Origin of the sequence: Mariniflexile sp. (assembly GCF_041583155.1) — a bacterium.
Classification (GTDB): Bacteria; Bacteroidota; Bacteroidia; order Flavobacteriales; family Flavobacteriaceae; genus Mariniflexile.
The window spans coordinates 23,995-45,484 of the sequence record NZ_JBFHGK010000030.1; the positions used below are offsets into that span (position 1 = coordinate 23,995).

19 protein-coding genes are annotated in these 21,490 nt (G+C 32.1%); 4 read left to right on the forward strand and 15 right to left on the reverse strand.

Annotated elements, in window-relative coordinates:
* Positions 1-22 precede the first annotated feature (22 nt).
* From pheT to ABYI63_RS11670, 12 genes are all read right to left on the reverse strand, one after another.
* Complete coding sequence (pheT, locus tag ABYI63_RS11615) at positions 23-2,449, reverse strand: phenylalanine--tRNA ligase subunit beta (RefSeq protein WP_372756517.1); 2,427 nt, start codon at positions 2,447-2,449, stop codon at positions 23-25.
* 160 nt (positions 2,450-2,609) lie between these two features.
* Positions 2,610-3,014 carry a hypothetical protein gene (locus ABYI63_RS11620; protein WP_372756518.1) on the reverse strand — a complete coding sequence of 135 codons (405 nt, stop codon included), beginning with the start codon at positions 3,012-3,014 and terminating at the stop codon, positions 2,610-2,612.
* Positions 2,995-3,588, reverse strand: coding sequence for an archaeosortase/exosortase family protein (locus tag ABYI63_RS11625; RefSeq protein WP_372756519.1), 594 nt, complete (start codon positions 3,586-3,588; stop codon positions 2,995-2,997). Before ABYI63_RS11625 ends, ABYI63_RS11620 begins: the two co-directional genes overlap by 20 nt.
* Positions 3,575-3,901: a PID-CTERM protein-sorting domain-containing protein gene (locus ABYI63_RS11630; protein WP_372756520.1), complete on the reverse strand. Its 327-nt coding sequence runs from the start codon at positions 3,899-3,901 to the stop codon at positions 3,575-3,577. The genes ABYI63_RS11625 and ABYI63_RS11630 overlap by 14 nt, the downstream gene beginning before the upstream one ends.
* Positions 3,902-4,061: 160 nt before the next feature.
* Positions 4,062-4,532: a hypothetical protein gene (locus ABYI63_RS11635; RefSeq protein ID WP_372756521.1), complete on the reverse strand. Its 471-nt coding sequence runs from the start codon at positions 4,530-4,532 to the stop codon at positions 4,062-4,064.
* Between the two features lie 112 nt (positions 4,533-4,644).
* Entirely contained in the window at positions 4,645-5,025 is a 381-nt protein-coding gene (locus ABYI63_RS11640; protein ID WP_372756522.1) for a DoxX family protein, read from the reverse strand.
* A 16-nt stretch (positions 5,026-5,041) separates the two neighbouring features.
* Positions 5,042-7,453 (reverse strand): thiamine pyrophosphate-dependent enzyme, encoded by a 2,412-nt coding sequence (locus ABYI63_RS11645; RefSeq protein ID WP_372756523.1) that lies wholly within the window; start codon positions 7,451-7,453, stop codon positions 5,042-5,044.
* Positions 7,454-7,618: 165 nt separating this feature from the next.
* On the reverse strand, positions 7,619-10,447 hold the full coding sequence (locus ABYI63_RS11650) for a metalloprotease (RefSeq protein WP_372756524.1): 2,829 nt from the start codon (positions 10,445-10,447) through the stop codon (positions 7,619-7,621).
* Positions 10,448-10,553: 106 nt separating this feature from the next.
* The gene (locus ABYI63_RS11655; protein WP_372756525.1) at positions 10,554-11,243 is read right to left on the reverse strand and encodes a TIGR00730 family Rossman fold protein; all 690 of its coding nucleotides are present in this window, start codon (positions 11,241-11,243) and stop codon (positions 10,554-10,556) included.
* A gap of 81 nt (positions 11,244-11,324) precedes the next feature.
* Positions 11,325-14,162: an excinuclease ABC subunit UvrA gene (uvrA, locus tag ABYI63_RS11660; protein ID WP_372756526.1), complete on the reverse strand. Its 2,838-nt coding sequence runs from the start codon at positions 14,160-14,162 to the stop codon at positions 11,325-11,327.
* 79 nt (positions 14,163-14,241) lie between these two features.
* Positions 14,242-14,706 (reverse strand): septal ring lytic transglycosylase RlpA family protein, encoded by a 465-nt coding sequence (locus ABYI63_RS11665; protein WP_372756527.1) that lies wholly within the window; start codon positions 14,704-14,706, stop codon positions 14,242-14,244.
* A gap of 141 nt (positions 14,707-14,847) precedes the next feature.
* On the reverse strand, positions 14,848-15,222 hold the full coding sequence (locus tag ABYI63_RS11670; RefSeq protein ID WP_372756528.1) for a hypothetical protein: 375 nt from the start codon (positions 15,220-15,222) through the stop codon (positions 14,848-14,850).
* 380 nt (positions 15,223-15,602) lie between these two features.
* On the opposite strand from ABYI63_RS11670, the gene ABYI63_RS11675 reads away from it, so the two are divergent.
* Complete coding sequence (locus ABYI63_RS11675) at positions 15,603-16,124, forward strand: hypothetical protein (RefSeq protein WP_372756529.1); 522 nt, start codon at positions 15,603-15,605, stop codon at positions 16,122-16,124.
* Between the two features lie 43 nt (positions 16,125-16,167).
* Here ABYI63_RS11675 and ABYI63_RS11680 read toward each other — a convergent pair whose 3' ends face one another.
* Together ABYI63_RS11680 and ABYI63_RS11685 are read right to left on the reverse strand one after the other, a co-directional pair.
* Complete coding sequence (locus ABYI63_RS11680; RefSeq protein ID WP_372756530.1) at positions 16,168-16,887, reverse strand: hypothetical protein; 720 nt, start codon at positions 16,885-16,887, stop codon at positions 16,168-16,170.
* A 64-nt stretch (positions 16,888-16,951) separates the two neighbouring features.
* Positions 16,952-17,551, reverse strand: a complete 600-nt coding sequence (locus ABYI63_RS11685; RefSeq protein WP_372756531.1) for an ACP phosphodiesterase — start codon at positions 17,549-17,551, stop codon at positions 16,952-16,954.
* A gap of 256 nt (positions 17,552-17,807) precedes the next feature.
* On the opposite strand from ABYI63_RS11685, the gene glmM reads away from it, so the two are divergent.
* The 3 genes from glmM (at position 17,808) to ABYI63_RS11700 (ending at position 20,539) form a co-directional block, all read left to right on the forward strand.
* Positions 17,808-19,196, forward strand: coding sequence for a phosphoglucosamine mutase (glmM, locus tag ABYI63_RS11690; RefSeq protein WP_372756532.1), 1,389 nt, complete (start codon positions 17,808-17,810; stop codon positions 19,194-19,196).
* A 196-nt stretch (positions 19,197-19,392) separates the two neighbouring features.
* Positions 19,393-19,920: a DUF3124 domain-containing protein gene (locus ABYI63_RS11695; RefSeq protein ID WP_372756533.1), complete on the forward strand. Its 528-nt coding sequence runs from the start codon at positions 19,393-19,395 to the stop codon at positions 19,918-19,920.
* Between the two features lies 1 nt (position 19,921).
* Positions 19,922-20,539, forward strand: coding sequence for a MarC family protein (locus tag ABYI63_RS11700; protein WP_372756534.1), 618 nt, complete (start codon positions 19,922-19,924; stop codon positions 20,537-20,539).
* A gap of 18 nt (positions 20,540-20,557) precedes the next feature.
* Here ABYI63_RS11700 and ABYI63_RS11705 read toward each other — a convergent pair whose 3' ends face one another.
* Positions 20,558-21,427 (reverse strand): lysophospholipid acyltransferase family protein, encoded by an 870-nt coding sequence (locus ABYI63_RS11705; RefSeq protein WP_372756535.1) that lies wholly within the window; start codon positions 21,425-21,427, stop codon positions 20,558-20,560.
* Positions 21,428-21,490: the final 63 nt, after the last annotated feature.

A 21,490-nucleotide genomic window follows, 5' to 3' on the forward strand; every position in this document is an offset into this window, starting at 1 on the left:
CAAATGGTTTTAAATGTCATACTTAACGCAACTCTGCACCCAATTGGGTTTCAAATTGGTTTTGTAGGGTATTCATTATTTTATCTATTTGCTTATCTGTAAGGGTTTTGTGTTCATCTTGTAATGTAAAACCAACAGCATAACTTTTTTTGCCTTCTGGTAAATTTTTACCTTGATACACATCAAATAAATTCACACTTTTTAATAATTGTTTTTCACTTTGTTTTGCAATTTTGTATATCGATTCGAAAGTAACGTTATCATTTATTAATAAAGCAAAATCGCGACGAACTTCTTGATACTTTGGTATTGGTTTAAAAGTTACTTTATTTCCTTTAACAATATCTAAAATGGTATCCCAATTAAAATCAGCATATAAGACCTCCTGAGAGATATCAAAATATTTCAAAATTGGTTTCTTAATCAATCCGAAATCTACTAAATTTTTGTTGCCAAGACTGAAATTTAAACCTTCACTAAACAAATCACTATTTACAGGTGATTCATTAAATCTGTTAATACCTAAACGTTCTAAAAGGCTAATAATACTACCTTTTAATACAAAGAAATCACTTTTTTTGTTAGGTGTATTCCAGTTTTCCTGATTTTGGTTGCCTGTTACAAATAAAGATAAGTGCTTGTATTCTTCCCGTTTTTCGTTATAACCATGATAGGTTTTTCCAAATTCAAACAACTTTAAATCAGAACGTTTACGGTTGATGTTGAACGAAACAGCTTCTAACCCAGAGAATAATAATGATTGTCTTAAAACCGATAAATCACCACTCAATGGGTTCAATATGGTTATATTATGTTCTGTTTTTAATTGTTCACTTAATTCGGCATAATTCGGTGTGGTTAGTGAGTTAGATAGTATTTCAAAAAAACCTTGTCCAGCTAATTGATTCCCGACAATATTTTGAATTTTATGATCTTCAAATCTTGAAGAATTTGAAATAGATGCATTTAGTTTTTCAGTTGTATTGATATTATTGTAGCCGTAAACACGTAAAATTTCTTCAATTATATCAGCTTCACGCAACACATCATTTCTGTATGCAGGAACGGTTAAGCCTAAACCGGTTTCAGTAACATTATTAACTTTTATTTCCAATGAAGCTAAAATACGTTTTATAGTTTCTTTCGGAATTGCCTCGCCAATAAGTTTTTCAGCATTTTCAAAACTTAAACGAACTTGAAAGTCTTCAATTTTCTTAGGATAAATATCTGAAATATCACTAGTTATTTCGCCACCTGCAATTTCCTTGATAAGAATGGCAGCACGTTTTAAAGCGTATTCAGTAATATTTGGGTCGATACCACGTTCAAATCTAAACGAAGCATCTGTATTTAATCCGTGTCTCTTAGCTGTTTTACGAACAGAAACAGGATTAAAATAAGCACTTTCTAAGAATATACTCGTGGTTCCTTCAGTTACACCCGAATGTAAACCACCAAATACTCCTGCAATACACATGGGTTTTTCGGCATCGCAGATCATTAAATCATCTTCGTGCAGTTCGCGTTCAATACCATCTAAAGTGGTGAATTTAGTACCTGCAGCAACTGTTTTAACTTCAATTTTATTTTCAGAAATTTTAGCCGCATCAAAAGCGTGTAGTGGTTGTCCTAAATCGTGTAGCACGTAGTTGGTGGCATCCACAATATTGTTAATAGGTTTTAAACCAATAGCTTTTAAACGGTGTTGTAACCAGGCAGGAGATTCTTTTACTTTAATGCCAGAAATTGTTAGCCCACAATAACGTGGCGCTAAGTCTTTATTTAAAACATCAACATCAATTTTTAAAGTACGGCTATCAACATGAAAAGAGCTTACAGATGGTGTTATTAACTCTAAATTTATATCCTTTTGAATTAATCCGGCTCTTAAATCGCGTGCAGTACCTAAATGACTCATAGCATCAGCACGGTTTGGTGTTAAGCCAATTTCAAATACAAAATCGCTTTCAACTTCAAAAATTTTGGCTGCAAGGGTACCAGGAGCAAGATTTTCATCTAAAACCATAATGCCATCATGAGATTTGCCTAATCCAAGTTCATCTTCAGCGCAAATCATTCCAAAACTTTCTTCTCCTCTAATTTTACCTTTTTTAATGGTCCAGGCCTCACCAGTTTCAGTATATAAAGTAGTTCCAATGGTGGCAACGGGTACTTTCTGGCCCACCGCAACGTTAGGGGCCCCACATACAATTTGCAGGGGTGTTTCCTCACCAATATTAACAGTAGTTATTTTTAATTTATCGGCGTTTGGGTGTTGAATACAAGTTAATACTTCACCTATTACTATACCTTCTAATCCGCCTTTAACGGATTGGTAGGTTTCAATACCTTCAACTTCTAATCCTAAATCTGTAAGTAATTCGCTGGTTTGTTCTGGAGTCCAGTCTGTTTTAAGAAACTGTTTTAACCAATTGTATGAAATCGTCATAAATCATTAACTATTTTGAGGGCGTAAAGATAAACTATTGCTTTTAGCATTCAAACAATGCGTTGTAAATTGTGTTGATAGAAGGTCAATATTTTTTTGAAACTTTACAATTATAAGTTTCCTTTATGAGAATTTTATTGGTTGTTATAAGGTTTTGTGTTTATACAATGACTTCTCTTTTTAATGTGCGATTAATTAGTCCCATAGCGAGGTAGAGCAATGGCGATATTAATAACTCTTGGATAGAATTGGCAAACAACCTAATGTTTAAAGTAACATCATAAATAAACCAATCAAAAAGTCCAATGGCTGTAATAATTCCTAGACCAGAAATATGAATGATATGCCAAATAACCGACATCCAAGAATCTGCCAATTTGCCAAGATGATATGTTCCTACAAAGTAAACTGCTATGGTGGCCAAAAATTTAATTAAATGTCGGACCTTAGATGGTAATACTAAATTGCTATTTTCTAAAAAAAAGATGTAAAAAGCTGAATAAATACCAATTATAAATATAAACCCAGCTATAAATCGAACCTTATCAGACCGGTATAACTTCATTTTTCAAATGTATTTTTCGGGTGTAGACTACCCAAATTAAAAAGGTAACAGAATACACAACTATTTTAAATATGTAATGATGCGCAAATTCAAAATAGGCATGATAATACTCTCTTAAGTATATGAGACCAACACATCTTAAAATATTAGCTATGTCTAATAGAATTATCCCAATTGCGATATACAATGCTTTTCTTAAAAATTTTGAAGGCATACAAACTATAAAACCTATGTATAAAACAATAAGTTCTAAACCATTGCAGGCATCGGCTATATTTAAAACTATATAGTTATTATGATATATTGTTGAAGCTTTGTTAAGTACAACTTCTCCTCCAAACGTTTCTTCATAAACTTCCGATACTGCTTCGAAGTTATCCATTGAGGTAAAATTATTTAGTACGAAAACTGAAGCATCAGCAACATGGCTGGTTAAAATGGTGTCCAATGAGTTAGTATTTACGAAGAATACACCATAAATAATCTTCCAAACTATAAAAAACAATACGGCTTTTCCTAAAAAAAGCCGTATTGGTAATGGTATCTTTTCTTTAAAAGAATTAAATATTTTCATTTTTACTATCACGTAATTTTTTAATACCAAAAGCTGCTGCTCCTACTAAAAGAATACTTAAACCACCATCTAATGGAATTGAGTCTGATGTACCTCCGTCATTATGCCCACAAGTACGTGTGTGTTTGTGATTATCGTCGCGATTGCCATTACGAATGAAATTATTTCGTTTATCCTTCTGTTTGATCTTAACCTTAATCTTTTCTTTAGCTCTGTCATTATTACCGCTAGCGTATGTGCTAAATGAAAATGCAAATGCAAGAATTAAAAACGTTATCTTAAACTTGTTTAAAAATGCATAATTTGTATTCATAACACGGTGTTTTTGATGAATTAATAGAATTTAGGTGTAATTTTAAGAATAATGTTTTCATTCTGTTAATTTACTCGACAAATACTTAGTTATACTCTTTTAACTGTTAAATGATTATAAAATTCGGATGAATGACTAATTAAGTAATGAATTATCTTATTTACAAATCTTCTAACATTAAATTGAAATCATATTGCAAGTCTTCATGTAAAGTTCCTACCAATTTTTTAATAGAAAGTATTTGTCTATTGTAAATATTTGTAAGCGTAATATTATTTTTTATGGAAGGACTAAAATCTTTTAATGTTTGGCAAAAATGAATAAGAAGTGCGGCTTCTGTTTCTTTTTTCAAAGAATATCGAGAGTATTTTTTTATGTTTCTTAATATTTTTCGAACGCTTTTTTTTATGTAAAAATAACTTGCTGTATTGATGGTGGCAAATTCTTCATCAATATGTTTTTTTACAGATTGAATATAACCATCTTCATCATGGGATTCAAACAGTAAATAGGTTAGAAGTTCTTTGTTTTCTTTTTTGAATTTTGATAATCGCAAACATAACTCGAGCAATTCATCAGGCGATTTGTGAATTAATTCCTTTTTTAAGTCAACAATAGAAGCTGTTTTCAAATGATAATTTTTATAGATTATTAATTATTTATCATTTCTAAGAAATAATTGCAACTAAAAAGAAACCCTATTTAAGGTTAATTATATTTCAAAAAACTATAGAAATGACTAATTATTTTTTATATCCATCCACTGAATATTTTCCTGCGCCAATTAATCCTATAACAGTAAAAGCTATTAAATATAATATGGCTTTTTCTTTTACTCCAATGGGGTCTGCTGCATGAACAACAAATGCCGCAACAAACATGGTGATAATCCCAGGGATGGTTGCTAGTTTGGTTTTAAAACCAATTAATATTAACAGAGGAGCAATGACTTCACCAATTAAGGTTAGTATAAGAGACACTGTAACGCCCACACCGATAGGATCAGCGAACTTAATTGGGCTTTGAAATAACATATTAATTTTAGGGACACCATGGGTAAGCATCATACCTGCAAAACCAACTCTTAGAATTAATAAAGCAGCATCATTGATAGATTTGTTCATAAAAGTTTAAAGTATATTATCTTAATTTGGGAAATACATCTGGGTTTGACTCATGCATTATACCATACACTGCTTCAAATATATCATCGGCAGAAGGTTTTGAAAAGTAATCACCATCATTTCCGTATGCCGGTCTGTGATCTTTAGCAGTAAGTGTTTTAGGTTGGCTATCCAAATATTGATATGCGTTTTGAACATTCAATATATTATTTAAAATATAAGCCGATGCGCCGCCTGGAACATCTTCATCAATAATTAATAATCTATTTGTTTTTTTTATGCTTTTTGCTATATCATGATTTAAATCGAAAGGCATTAATGATTGTACATCAATTACTTCGGCATTGATATCAACCGTTAATAAATCTTTAGCTACCTGTTCTACAATTCGAAGTGTAGAACCGTAAGACACTAATGTTATATCAGTTCCTTCTTTTAAAGTCTCTACAACCCCAATAGGTGTTTGGATAGCATTCAAATTATATGGCATTTTTTCTTTTAATCGGTAGCCATTCAGGCATTCAATAACTATTGCTGGATCATCACCTTTTAAAAGAGTATTGTAAAAGCCTGCTGCTTTTGTCATGTTTCGAGGCACTAATACATTCACACCTCTAGTAAGGTGGAGAATACCTCCCATTTGAGATCCGGAATGCCAAATACCTTCTAATCTATGGCCACGGGTTCTAATAATTAAAGGTGCTTTTTGTTTGCCTTTAGTACGGTAATGCGTGGTTGCTAAATCGTCGCTAATTATTTGTAAAGCGTAAAGAATATAATCTAAATATTGAATTTCGGCAATGGGACGTAAACCTCTTAGAGACATTCCGATTCCTTGCCCAATTATGGTTGCTTCTCGAATACCAACATCGGCAACTCGTAATTCACCATATTTTTCTTGTAAACCTTCAAGTCCTTGATTTACATCACCAATGTTACCTGTATCTTCACCAAAAATAAGTACTTCTGGATAGTTACTAAAAATATTATCAAAATTATCTCGAAGGATGATACGCCCATCTACTAATGGAGACTCTTCGTTATAAGTTGGTTTAATTTCTTTTATGAGTGTATTTGAACGATTGGTTTCCGAATATAAATGTGAACTAAATTCTGGTTGGATTGCTTCAATTCTATTGTTAATCCAATTGATAAGCTGTTCTTTTTCAGGGAAAGATTCGTTAATAGTATGTATTAAAGCTCGCCTACCGTGGGATAAGATGTCTTTTCGCGTAGGTTCTTCAATAGCTGCTAAATTATCCTTAATTTTTTCTATAAAAACACGATTAACGCTCGCTGCTGCCACCTGTTTTAAAACAGAAATCATATCGCTCTGTTCTTTTAATACCGGTTTTAAAAAGATGTTCCAAGCATTCTTTTTTGCTTCTCTTACTTCACGTTTAATAGCTCTTTCAATTTCAATAAGAGTTTCATTGGTTGCAATACCATTTTCAATAATCCACTCTCTCATTTTTACATTGCAATCTAGAGCAGATTCCCATGCTAAACGTTCGGCACTTTTATAGCGCTCATGAGAGCCTGAAGTAGAATGTCCTTGAGGTTGTGTTAATTCTGTAACATGAATTAATACAGGAACATGTTCTGTTCTGGCAATATGTGCAGCCTCTTGGTAGGTTTCAACTAAATTAGGATAGTTCCAACCATGTACTCGTAATATTTCAAAACCTTTTTGGTCTTCATTCCTTTGAAATCCTTTTAAGATTTCAGATATGTTTTCTTTAGTTGTTTGGTGTTTTGCATGAACAGATATACCGTATTCATCATCCCAAACACTTACTATAAGAGGTACTTGTAAAACACCTGCGGCATTGATAGTTTCGAAAAACAAACCTTCACTTGTACTTGCATTTCCTATGGTTCCCCAGGCAACCTCATTTCCATTCACTGAAAAGTTGGATGTGTTGATACCTTCTACATTTCTAAAAATCTTAGAAGCTTGTGCTAAACCTAATAATCTTGGCATTTGACCTGCCGTAGGAGAGATGTCGGCACTAGAATTATATTTTTTTGTTAAATCCTTCCAGCTACCATCGTTGTTTAGACTATGGGTTACAAAATGCCCACCCATTTGTCGACCAGCAGACATAGGTTCTAACTCTAAATTTGTATTGGCGTATAATCCAGCGAAAAACTGTTCAGCAGTCAACTCATCAATAGCCATCATAAAGGTTTGGTCGCGGTAGTAACCAGAACGCCAATCGCCTTTTTTAAAGGCTTTAGCCATGGCTAGTTGAGGAACTTCTTTACCATCACCAAAGATACCAAACTTGGCTTTTCCAGTTAAAACTTCACGGCGACCTAATAAACTACATTCTCGACTTTTTACAGCTATTTTATAATCATTTAAAACCTCTGTTTTAAAATCTTCGAATGATATGTTATTTTTCAAATCTGAAACCGTGTGCATATTAAGGAATACTTTGTCTTTTGCAAAAGTAGTTAAAGTTTACGGTTTTTACAATTAAAAAAGGTAAACAAGTAATTATGAAATTCTTAAAAATTAAGTATTAATAAAATCATTATTTAAGAATTGTGTATTCTAAATTTAAAATATATGATAATATTTTACTATTTAATACCAGCGTCTTCTAAACAAACCTAAAAGTGCTTGTGGGTCGGCAGTAAATTTAAATCGGATTTTTTGGTCGTAATTTGGCTGTCCTATTTCCCATCCTAAATTTGAATATATTGGAAAGTAAATTTCGAAATAATCGGTTACAAGATTTATGCGGATACCTGAATCATAAACAAACTTCCCATTGTCAAATTTGTTTTTAACTATTCCTAAGTCGCCGTATACTAAAATATAATTCCATAAAGTGGTACTTGCGTTAACAGTAGAAATCCATTGGTTTGCGAAAGGTGTTGCTAATTTAGATTTGAATCCACCTTCAGCTTCAATGTATTGTTGACTGAATAGACCCGTAGATTCGGAACGGCCTAGATAAGGATAATCAAATAAATAATCGGATGGTCTATCCAAGGCAAAACTGAAATAGGTGGAAGTAATAGGGTTGTTATTTTTTAAAAATGCTCCTGCGAAAAAACGTAAATTTAATTGCCTATTACTTTCAAATAAACGACGATATTCATAATTGAAAGATAGTTTACTAAAGTTTTTAGCCGCTTGGAAATCTGCAGACCAACGACTAAAATTTATTAGATTATCATTTGAATCAATGTAACGCGCATTAAAAATACTATAGTTAGGCTCATCGGTTATTAATTGGCCATTTGGGTTTTTGTCTCTGTGAATATCTACAAATCGAAATGATAAAGCTTCCCGTTTATTTGAACGAAAATCATCATTTTCCCTAAACATAAACGTTAAAGAGGGGATAAGTCTTCTAACAAACGCATCTTCAGCATATGACACATATCCGCCTCCAATACCATAGGAAATGCCATATAAATCGCTGTTTTCTAAATTATGAGTCATAGAAATGGCAGCAGATCCAGTAAACGTTTTTGATTTTAAGGCATATTGTGGTTCTATCTTATAGTTTAACTGCTTTCTTAATACGGTTTTATTGTAAGCTTTCATCCCAATAGTAAACCCGTCATAAATATTATTAAATTCAGCAATAGGCATGAAAAACACCTGATTATAATTCGGGTCTTCTATATCTTGAAACAATCTTACTTGTAATGGTTTATTGTTAAAAAAGAAACCTTTCAGGGATTTCCAATTATCACGTTCATTAATTTCAGGTATAACGTTATTATAATTTAGAACTAGTTTATTGGCTCCATTTCTAGGTATGGTTAATGTTTTAAATTTTGAAATATCTTCAATCCATGTTTTGGAAACAATACTGTCATTATATAATCCGTATAGTGAAACTGGCATACTATTGTCTCGCTTATTTTTTACGGTTACATTTATTAAATCTTCTGTTTTTTCAACATTTTTAATTTTGAAATCTATCCGTTTTCTGGTAGCAATATAATCCGTAAAAAACCAATCAATATCTTTATGGGTTTTAGATTTTATAAAATATTCAAAATCTTTTGTTGTTACTGTTTTTAATTTATTTTCAATTACAAATGAGGATAAACTATTTTCAACAATATCTTGGTTTATAAAATCACCCAGATATTGCAAACCCACGCCGGCTTTATACTTATTGGCTATGCTATAATTAAATTTTAACAAAGAATCTTTAGGTGTTGTTAAGCTCTGGTCTCTATTAGTTCGAGCCATTATCATAAATGCCAGTACATATTTATCATTAAACTTCATGTCGGCTGCATGAAACGATCGGATTCCCCAAAAATCTGCAAGAGAGCCTAGAAATTTCATATCGGGATAATGCTCATCTATATAGTTCATTAAGAAATATATTTGAATTCCATCAATTAGCCATTGCTCTTTTCTTGGATTCATCAGAAGCGTGTTTTCCAGAAAATTACGAAGAGCAACTTTTAATAATTTTAATTCGTATTGGAAATGAGGAGGGTATGTTTTAATAAAACTTGGTAAAAAATTTAAGCCATAAACGGGGTCTTTATTGTAATCTATTTGTGTAAGAAGTAATTTTTCATGCGGATGACTACCAAATTTGTCTTCAATATAATCTAAAACTTTTTCGGTAGCTAAAACCTTGTCTAAAATGTCTAAACCACCATCATCTATGTTTGAAACTAAAGATAGTTTGTCGGATTGAATGGTATTAAAATTTGGCGTTTTACTTAAAAAAAGTTTATTGTTTATTACCTGAGTTCCTTTTAGTGTTACCACTTGTTTTTTATCCTGTTGAACGCTGCTAACTACATTTAATTCTGAAGTTAATTTATACTCCTTTGGGAATTCTAGTTCTAAGGATACATTGGCTGCAGGAATAAATAAATCGTCTAAATCTTTATTGCTATAATACTGCCATTCGCCATTGTAAATAGCGGGAGTGATGTACCAATATCTTAAGTTTAAATCGCCTGTACTTGTAATACCATAACTGGTAAATTTATCGCTAGGAGGTTGTACCGTGTATTCTAAATGAATGGTATAGGAAGCGTTAGGTTTTAAAGGTTCATTTAGTTCAACTTTTATTATATCAATTTGATTTTTTAATTGTTGAAACTTTAAATTCTTACCATTTTGGGTGATGGAAGTGATTACAGAAAAGCCTCGATCTTTACTTTTTGCTAAATGAAAATCGTTCTTATATTCATCGGCAATTCTGATAGCCAATGGTGTTTTTTTTGTTGCATAACTATTGTTCCAATCGCTTAAATATATGGTGCTAAGCTCGTCTAGCGTTGTATTTTGGTATTGAATAGTTTGGGATATTTTAATTAGTTTGTTTTCAATATCGAATGTAGCCTTTAAATCAATCTTATTTTGACCAAAGCTAGCATAGCATATAAAAAATAAAACACAATAAAATAAACGTAAATTCAAATTGCTATTAAAACATTAAGGTTAAAATTCATTAGGAGACGCAATATAATAAAATATAGTTGCAAGAAAGGTTTGTGACTGCTAAGTTGATTTCTTTTAATGAAAATTAAAAATTAGGACTCAAGTCACTGCCATTATAAAACGCTTCAAGTATTTCAACAACTTCATCTTCGGTATCCACCAAATGGATTAAATCCATGTCTTGTGCACTAATATTTCCAAAACCATCTAAAAGCGTAGCCTTAATCCAGTCTATAAGTCCAGACCAAAAGGATGAACCTACTAGAATAATAGGGAATTTTTCAATTTTATGCGTTTGAATCAAAGTGATAGCTTCAAATAATTCATCTAAAGTTCCAAAACCTCCTGGCATAACAATAAAGCCTTGTGAATATTTTACAAACATGACTTTACGAACAAAAAAGTAATCGAAATCTAAACTCTTATCAGAATCAATATACGGATTGTCATGCTGTTCAAAAGGTAATTCTATGTTTAAACCAACAGAAGTACCTCCACCTAAATGGGCTCCTTTATTACCAGCTTCCATAATACCTGGTCCGCCACCAGTTATTACACCATAACCAGCCTCTACTATACGCTTTGCAATTTTTTCCGCAAGAATGTAATAGGGATGATCTGGTTTAGTCCTTGCGGAACCAAAAATAGAGACACAGGGACCAATTTTACTGAGTTTTTCATAACCACTTACAAATTCACCCATAATCTTAAAAATAGCCCAAGAATCGTTTGTTTTTATCTCATTCCAAGCTTTACTATGTTTTTCTAATCGCATATTGTTTCGTTGTTTGTTGCTAAGTTGTTTATTAGGTAGTTGTTAAGCCGTTTGCAACTTAACAACGCCATGATAAACGATTTAACTATTATTTAATTCCTTTTTTAAAAATTTGGCGGTGTAGCTTTTTTTATGAGCCGCAACTTCCTCGGGGGTGCCTTCAACAATAATTTGTCCGCCACCTTTTCCGCCTTCATAACCTACATCAATAATATGGTCTACAGTTTTTATAACATCTAAATTATGTTCAATAATTAAAACGGTATTTCCCTTGTTAGCAAGTTTGTTTAATACAATCATTAACACTCTAATATCTTCAAAATGTAAACCGGTTGTTGGTTCGTCTAAAATATAAAAAGTATTTCCTGTATCGCGTTTACTTAATTCGGTAGCAAGTTTTATTCGTTGTGCTTCTCCTCCAGAAAGGGTAGTACTCTGTTGCCCCAATGTTATATAACCTAAACCAACATCTTTTATTGTTTTAAGCTTGTTGTGAATTTTTGGAATATGCTCGAAAAAAGCTACTGCTTCCTCAATTGTCATATCTAATACATCGCTGATGCTTTTTCCTTTGTAACGAATTTCTAGGGTCTCGCGGTTAAAACGCTTTCCTTGGCAAGTTTCGCATTCCACATAAACATCGGGTAAGAAATTCATTTCAATAACCCTTAAACCACCACCTTGACAAGTTTCACAACGACCACCGGTAACATTAAAACTAAAACGACCAGCCTTGTAACCACGAATCATGGCTTCTGGAATTTTAGCAAACAAGCTACGGATTTCATCAAAAGTTTTGGTGTAAGTAACGGGGTTACTTCTGGGGGTTCTACCAATAGGAGACTGATTAATATCAATTACTTTATCAATATGTTCTAAGCCCGAAATACTCTTGTAAGGCATTGGTTTTTTAACACCATTAAAATAATGAGCGTTTAAAATAGGGTATAGGGTTTCATTAATAAGGGTAGATTTTCCACTTCCTGAAACACCAGTTACACCAATCATTTTTCCTAAAGGAAATTTAACCGAAACGTTTTTAAGGTTATTGCCAGTACAGCCTTTAAGCTCTATAAACTTACCATTCCCTTCACGTCGTTTTTTGGGGATTTCTATTTGTTTAGCACCACTTAGATAATCGGCAGTTAAGGTATGGTGGGTTAGAAGTTCTTCAGGGGAACCGATGCTTATGATTTCACCACCATGTTTACCTGCTCTTGGGCCAATATCAATCACATAATCTGCACGCTCAATCATGTCTTTATCGTGTTCAACAACGATAACAGAATTTCCAATATCACGAAGCGAAATTAAAGAATTTATTAATTTTTCATTATCTCGTTGGTGCAAACCAATACTTGGTTCATCTAAAATATATAATACCCCAACTAATTGTGAACCAATTTGGGTTGCCAATCTAATACGTTGAGCTTCACCACCTGATAAGGATTTTGAACTTCTGTTTAACGATAAGTAATTTAAGCCTACATCTAATAAAAATTGTAATCGGGCTTTAATTTCTTTTAAAACTTCTTCGGCAATCTTAAATTGTTTATCTGATAAATGGTTGTGCAAATCATTAAACCAAGTTGATAGCTCAATAATATCAGCGTTAGCTAGTTCAGCTATATTTTTGTTATTTATTTTAAAGTAAAGCGATTCCTTTTTTAAACGAGAGCCTTTACAGTCTGGACATTTCACTTTGTCCATATAATCTTTTGCCCATCGTTTCAAGGATGTAGATTCTGCGGTTTTATACTGGTTTTCAATAAAATTAGCAACACCCTCAAAATCTATTTTATAATCGCGGGTAACCCCTAAAGTTTTACTTTCAACAGAAAATTTTTCGTTGCCACCATATAAAATCATCTGTTTAGCTTCTTCAGGAATGTTTTTAAATGCATCTGTTAATTTAAAGTTGAAACGCTGGGCAATTGTATCTAATTGTTTAAAAATCCAACTGTTTTTTTCAGGTCCATGTGGAGCTAAAGCACCAGCTTTAATAGAAATACTATCATCTGGAATAATCTTACTTTCATTCACTTTATAAAGCGTTCCTATACCATTACAAGTATCGCAAGCACCTTTTGGAGAGTTAAATGAAAAGTTATTGGGCTCAGGATTTGGGTATGATATACCTGATGATGCACACATTAAACTTCTACTAAAATACCGTGTTTCATTTGTGTCCTGGTCCAAAACCATTAGCACATCTTCGCCGTGATACATGGCCGTATTTATAGTTTCTGTAAGTCGCTTATCGTTTTCTACAGAATCATCAACAACCAATCTATCAATAACTATTTCAATGTCGTGGGGTTTATACCTATCTAATATCATGCCTTTAGTGAGGTCTTTAATTTCACCGTCGGTACGCACTTTTACGAAACCTTGTTTTGCAATTTGTTCAAATAATTCGCGGTAATGTCCTTTACGTGAACGGATAACGGGTGCCAATATGTTTATACGTTTACCTTTAAAATCACTGATAATAAGTTCTTTTATTTGTTCATCGCTATAGCTTATCATTTTTTCACCTGTATTATAGCTATAAGCATCACTCGCACGGGCAAAAAGCAATCGAAGAAAATCGTAAATTTCGGTAATGGTACCAACCGTAGATCGGGGTGATTTACTGGTAGTTTTCTGCTCTATGGCAATTACAGGGCTTAATCCATCAATTTTATCTACATCCGGACGTTCTAATCCGCCTAAAAACTGACGAGCATATGCCGAAAAGGTTTCAATGTATCTACGTTGTCCTTCAGCATAAATGGTATCAAAAGCCAATGACGATTTACCACTACCAGATAAACCTGTAATAACTACTAGTTTTTCTCTAGGAATGGATACATCTATATTTTTTAGGTTGTGAACTCGTGCTCCTTTAACTTCAATAAAATCGTCGAATTGGCTCATAAATAGGCAAAAGCGCAAAGTTACAATTTTAGTTGTTAAATTCGTGTGAAGATTTAATACGAATTAGAAAAACTAAGCGCTATTCCAAAACTTCAATATTTACAATTAAATAGCCCCGAAGTTTATATTTTGCAATTTCCATGAATGCTTTTTTTGATAAGTCGATTTCTCTCTCTTTTACAAAGGGGCCTCTATCATTTACAGTAACAATCACGGATTCATTGTTCACTGTATTTGTAATTCTTAGTTTTGTGCCGAACTTAAATGTTTTATGAGCAGCTGTATATAAATCATTATCAAACTTTTCACCGCTTGCTGTTTTTTTTCCATTAAATCGGTCGTGATAATAAGAGGCATGAACACTATCTTTATAAGTCGTATAAATAATTGAAGATGAATCGATTGAAACACTATCTTTTAAAATAGAATCTTTTTGTACAACATTTGAAATGTGTTTTTTTTCTGTTCTTATATTAGAAGATTTAAAACTACTAAAAATAATAAGCAAACCAATAAAACCTGTAATTTGTGTAGTTAACTTCATTTGCTTTTATAGTTTAATTCATGTAATAACGAAAAATTGTACTTTTAATTATACGAGCAGTTTAAGTTTTTGGATTTTTGTTTTCTAAAAAAAAAGCTACATCATTACAATGTAGCTCTTCCAAATAATCATAACAGAAAATTACGGGTTTGCAACAGACATTTCACCCGAAGCTATAGATTTTGTATAATTAGCTTTGACTTGTTTTACAATTCCAAAAAATTTTGATTCATCTTCATTTTCAATTAAAACGGTGGTGTTTCCGTTGTTGTTATTCATAACTTCTTTAATTACAACACGGTTTCCATGGACACTTTTATAATTAGCAAGATTGCCACGTTTAGCAACAATGTTTAATTGAGGAAAATTGATGTGATTGTATTTAACGTTTGAGGTGGCATTAATAACTAAAACATCTCCAATTTTCGGTTCATTTTGATTGAATTCAAAAGGTTGTCCGTTGTTTGCAAATGCAAAACTAGAAGCCAATAACAATAAGAAATACATTTTTTTCATAACTTAAATTTTTAAAAGATTAAAAGATTATTAATGTTCGAAAACGAAAATAATACGGAGAAAATTTATTTAAAAGTGCTTTAGAAATATTTAACTTTTATGAAATTTCGTATAATAAATAAATATCCCTACAAATTATAGGGGTCGGTTTTTAAAAAATAAAACCTTAGGTTTTTAGGTGTGTCTTTTTGTGGTATCGGGGGTGAAAAATCTACAACATTTATAAAGGATGTCCCTTTTTTTCAAGGGATGTTAATAAGTTTCCAAAACACTGTATTTAACAATTTGTTAAGATTTATTTGTGATAATCCGGACAAATAATAGTATCAATTTCTTAAGTTTTATTATAATTGTAAAACAGAAATTAATTAAAAAGATATATGAAATTATTAGGAATAGGCTCTAGAATAAATCATGCCGAATTTGGCAAAGGGGTAGTTACAAACGTTACATCTCAGCATTATTGGGTAACATTCATTGAAAATGGATTAGAAACTATTGATTTAGATAGTGATTTTGAGGTTATTGAGGCAGCAGACGGGGATGTAGATACTGTTAGTTTCTTTGATGTTGAAAGTAGTTTGGTTAATATTTTAAAAAAATGGAGTGATGCTAGTGAAATTGTACCAATTGCTGATAAGTACAAAGGAGGAAAACTTATTTTGGAACCAGCTGATGCTAATTTAAAAGCATACGAATTACCAATTGATACCTTTTTTCATAAAATAACAATGGTGCGAGATCGTCTGCGCGTAATGGAACAACGAATTAATGCCAGTGGTTTAGATGAGCAAGGTAAAATTGATTTGCAACAATACATTACTAGAATTTATGGTAGTTTAACAAGTTTTAATATTCTTTTTAAATCGGAAACTCATCGTTTTGTAGGGCAAAAGAGTTAAATATTATCTCACCATGTAAAAAGGAGCACTATAGACCAAATACTTATAGTGTTCCTTTAATATGTGTGTTTTCTAAACCAAATACACCAAATTTATGAAAACTTGGAAGTTGTGCACCACTTTCGGTAGTAACCCAAGCCTCCCACGTAGCTTCTAATCCATCTATAGGTAAAATATCAACCCACATTTGAAAACTTGTGGGTTTTGCATTGTCATCTAAATGCCACAAATACGAATCTCCTGGTGTAGAGCCACCGGATGTGTAAGTAATTAAAAGTGCTTTTTTGTTATTTTCTAAATTTACTAATCGGCGTTCGGTGCCATTATCAAATAATTTATAAGGTGCTACAAGCCAAAATGAGTCGTTATTGAAATATTTAACAGCTTTGGATATAAGCTTCTTTGATAATTTATCATCAGGTGTTTTAAAACTATGAATAAAGGCTTGACTTTTTGAAACATCTGCTAAGTTTAAACGTACCTTGTAGTCTTTCCAGAAAACTTCGCAAATATTTTTATCCTTTTCCCATTTGTAATGGTGTCGGCCTTTAAAGGTCCATTCTATATAATTGGTACTTTCAAAAGCCTTGTAGTCTAAAGCTTCCAGCATTTTATAAGCTAAGGCATCTGCTTCTTTTCCTTGAATGCCTGTGGGTAACGGCTCATTATATTTTAAATATAAAAAACAAAAAAGTAACAAGCTAGGGAGTGATATGAATATAAGTACTCCAGCAGATATTTTAAATATTTTTTTTAATTTCATTAAAATTCATTTTGTTTTAAGTTTCTAATAAACAATATGTTAAATATGTAATTAGAATGTGTTACTACTTCAAATTAAGTGTATGTTCTTCTAATTTAATTTTTGAAAATTTTATAAGTTCTTCAAAAAAATCAGAAAATTCACTTTCAAATTCAGAATAAAAAGTTTCTAATTCAACTACAGCCTCATTCATAGCCGAACGGTTTTTGGTTCGTCTGTTCATGCCATCTAAAACTTTTGAAATACCTTCAATAGAAGCGTAACTAACCAGCCAATTGTCCGTCATCATATAAGGCATCATTTTTTGTACACGTAAAGGAAGTAAATCGTAATTAGCTTCTAAAACGGTATAAAAATTTTCAACATAATCTTTTAGTTCAATTTCACAATACTTACTCCAATTTTTAGCAAGGAAATGGTCGTACAGAATATCTACAATAATACCAGAATAGTGACCGTATTTTTGGTGTAATCGGCGTGTACTTTGCCTAACAACATGATGTGCATCCGTAAAGGTGTCTATATTTCTATGAAGTAAAATTCCAATTTGAATCTCTTTTTGGTAATTTTTGTAAGATTTACCTTTTATACCATCAGCCATAAAATTTCCGATGGTAATTAAGTCGTTTCCTCCCGAAAGGTAAATGTGTGCTAAATAATTCATTGCTGAAATTTACGAATTCCCTTTTAAGAATTCCAATTTTAAAAACCCAATTATAGTAAGTTTGTTAAATTAACAACTAAAAAGATAAAGGGTAACCTATTCCTTTCAGAAAACCATAGAATATTCACATCAAACATCTATAAATGTAAAATTGATACTTATTTAATCAATATATGTATATACCATATGGCTAATTAAAACAATAATATATACATATGAAATGCTATATTTGTTTTTTATAAAATGAAAAGTAAATATGACATTAATTAAATCCATTTCAGGAATTAGAGGAACTATTGGAGGAAATGTTGGTGACAATTTAACTCCTATTGATGCAGTAAAATTTGCAGCGGCTTATGGCGTATGGTTAAAACAACAACGCGAAAAGGAAAGCTATAAAGTGGTAGTTGGCAGGGATGCGCGCATTTCAGGTGCTATGATTCAAAATCTAGTTATGAACACTTTGGTTGGTTTAGGTATTAATGTGGTTGATATTGGGCTTTCAACAACGCCAACAGTAGAAGTAGCAGTACCAATGGAACATGCCGATGGTGGTATAATTTTAACTGCCAGTCATAACCCAAAACAATGGAACGCTTTAAAATTGTTGAATTCTAAAGGCGAATTTTTAGATGGTGATGAAGGTGCTAAAATTTTAGAAATTGCTGAAAGTGATTCGTTAATATTTTCTGATGTTGATAGTTTGGGCAAAATTACTAAGAACAAAGCTTACATAGATTTACATATTATAGAAGTACTCGATTTGCCTTTGGTAACCGTTCCAGCCATTGAAGATGCAAGATTTAAAGTAGTAGTTGATGGTGTAAACTCAACCGGGGGTATTGCTATTCCCTTACTTTTAGAACGTTTGGGTGTTGAAGTTGTAAAACTATATTGTGAGCCAAACGGACATTTTCCACACAATCCCGAGCCTTTAAAGGAGCATTTAACCGATTTATCGGAGGCTGTTAAAAAACATAATGCCGATTTTGGAATTGTAGTTGATCCTGATGTAGATCGCTTAGCGTTTATGGATGAAAATGGTGAGATGTTTGGAGAAGAATACACTTTGGTAGCCTGTGCCGACTATGTTCTTAGCAAAACACCAGGAAATACAGTAAGCAATATGAGTTCTACAAGAGCTTTACGCGATATTACCGAAAAACATGGAGGTATGTACGAAGCAAGTGCTGTAGGTGAGGTGAATGTGGTTAAATTAATGAAGAAAAATAAAGTTGTAATTGGTGGAGAAGGTAATGGCGGTATTATTTACCCAGATGCACACTATGGTCGGGATGCTCTTGTTGGTGTTGCTTTGTTTTTAAGTTTATTAGCTGAAAAAAAGATAAAAGTGAGTGAACTTAGAAAGACCTATCCGAGTTACTTTATGAGTAAAAAGAAGATTGAACTAACACCTGGTTTAGATGTTGATGGTATTTTAAAAGCCATGGAAAACCGTTACCAAAATGAGCAAATTACAACTATTGATGGCGTGAAAATAGATTTTTCTGAAAGTTGGGTACATTTACGTAAAAGTAATACGGAGCCAATTATTAGAATTTATACCGAGGCAAAGTCTCAGAATGAAGCTGATGCTTTGGCAGATCAATTTATTGAAGAGATTGGAACTATAGCAAAAAGTTAACTTCAATAAAATTTTGATGTTAGTTAAATAGATAGCAATCGTCAAGAATATTTTAAAGGAGAAATTTTATGAAAAGTTTGGTCTCAATTTAATTTCCTTGTGTAAATGAAATTAAGATTGTTTTGGAAAATAAAAGGATTCTGAAAAGTTCTTAGAGGGAGCCTGCAAATTTAAAAACTAATAGCTATATTGAAACATGAAAAACAAGAAAATTATATATAAGCTCATAGCATTAATAGCCATTTCACTTGTTGTTTGTTCATGCGAAAAAGAAAAAGAGATAAGTTCCGTGCACCCAAACAATTGGAATAAGCGAACTGTTTCACACCCTTTAGAGGATACTTTAGTGCATGGTAAAACATATCTATCAGTCTATTCTCAAATATATAGTGAGACAGAGCACCGAATTCATAGCTTAACAGCAACCGTTAGCCTAAGAAATATTAATGTTAACGATACTGTTTTTATTGATAAAGCAACGTATTACAATACACATGGTGAGGCTATTAGAACCTATTTTAGTAAGCCTATTTTTATTGCACCCATGGAAACCGTTGAAATTATTATCGATGAATCGGATAAAGAAGGGGGTACAGGCGCCAATTTTTTGTTTGATTGGACGATTAAATCAAATTCAAACGAGCCTTTTTTCGAAAGTGTCATGATTTCCACATCTGGCCAACAAGGTATTTCATTCACTACTCAAGGAAAAACAATAAACTAGTATGGTTACAGAAATTATTACAAAAATATTATTCATGATTGCGGTTATAGACCCCTTAGGTTCGGTTCCCGTTTATTTAGAGGCAACCAAACATTTTGATTTAAAATACAAGCGAAAGGTAGCCGTTAGAGCATCAATTGTAGCATTTGCTATACTTTTGTTTTTTGCTTTAGTTGGTCAGTTAATTTTGGAAGGCATGAAAGTATCTTTAGATGCTTTTCAAATATCGGGTGGTGTTATTTTGTTTTTGTTTGCTTTAACTATGATTTTTGGTGAAGGAAAGCCAGAAAATGAAAAACATTCTATAAAGGATTATAAACATGTTACGATTTTCCCTGTGGCTATACCTTCTATTGCATCTCCTGGTGCGATAATGGCAATAGTGTTAATGACCGATAATCATTTGTATTCCATTGAGGAGCAATTTGTAACGATACTTTTAGTGTTATTTGTTGTAGTACTAACTATGTTTTTATTATTGGTAGCAAATGGTGTTCAAAAACGAATAGGTGAATATGGAATTACCGTAATTAGTAAAATCATGGGACTTATTTTAGCCTCTTATGCGGTACAAAGTATTTTAAGTGGTTTAAGAGATTTCTTTGTAGTTTTAAGATAAAAGTTAAGTATAAGTAGTTTATTTTTTATGTTTCCAGCGCTTATGAGTCCAGAAATAATATTCTGGAGCTTCATGAATTTGTTTTTCAACTTCGCGTAAAAACATATCGGTTAATTCGTAATCTTTATATTTCTTTGGCTGTTCAGAAAGGGTAATTATTTCAGCTTCATAAAAACCACGTTTTACCTTGTTAACTTTTAAATAAGCAATAGTAAGATCTAATTTTTTTGCCAAACGTTCAGCGCCTGTAAAACATGGCGTTTTTATGCCCATAAATTCACCCCAATACACTTCTTTAGTAAGTCTAGGAGATTGATCACTTAAAAATGCTGTGATGCTTTTTTTTCCTTCAGCTTCATAATGGTTAATAACGCTAATGGTTTCTTTAGTACTAATTAGTTGTGTATTGAATTTAGAGCGAATATTTCTTACTAAAGTATCAAAATAAGTGTTAGCTAATTTTTTGTAAACACCTAAGCCCATAAAACTAATATGGTTCTGAAGTTCAACGGACCATTCCCAACTTGCATAATGGCCATACATCAATATAACACTTTTGTTTAGCGATTCTAATCGTTTAAATTCTTCAGGATTAAGCAATACAAAACGCTTTTTTAATTCAGTACCAGAAATCGTCATTGTTTTTGCCATTTCCAAAAACATATCACATAAATGTTTGTAGAATTTTTTTTGAATGTTAATTAATTCCTTTCTACTTTTATCGGGGAAAACTAGCTTCAAATTATTGTAAACCACTTTTTTACGATAACCAACTACATAATACAATAATAAGTAAACGCCGTCAGATACTATATATAATAATCTAAAAGGAAGTATAGATACTAACCAAAGAATAGGATAAATAAGAATATATGCTAAAAATTGCATGAATTAATTTTAGATTTGCAGAAGCAAATATATGCTAATTTTGAACTTAAACCTTTATACTTC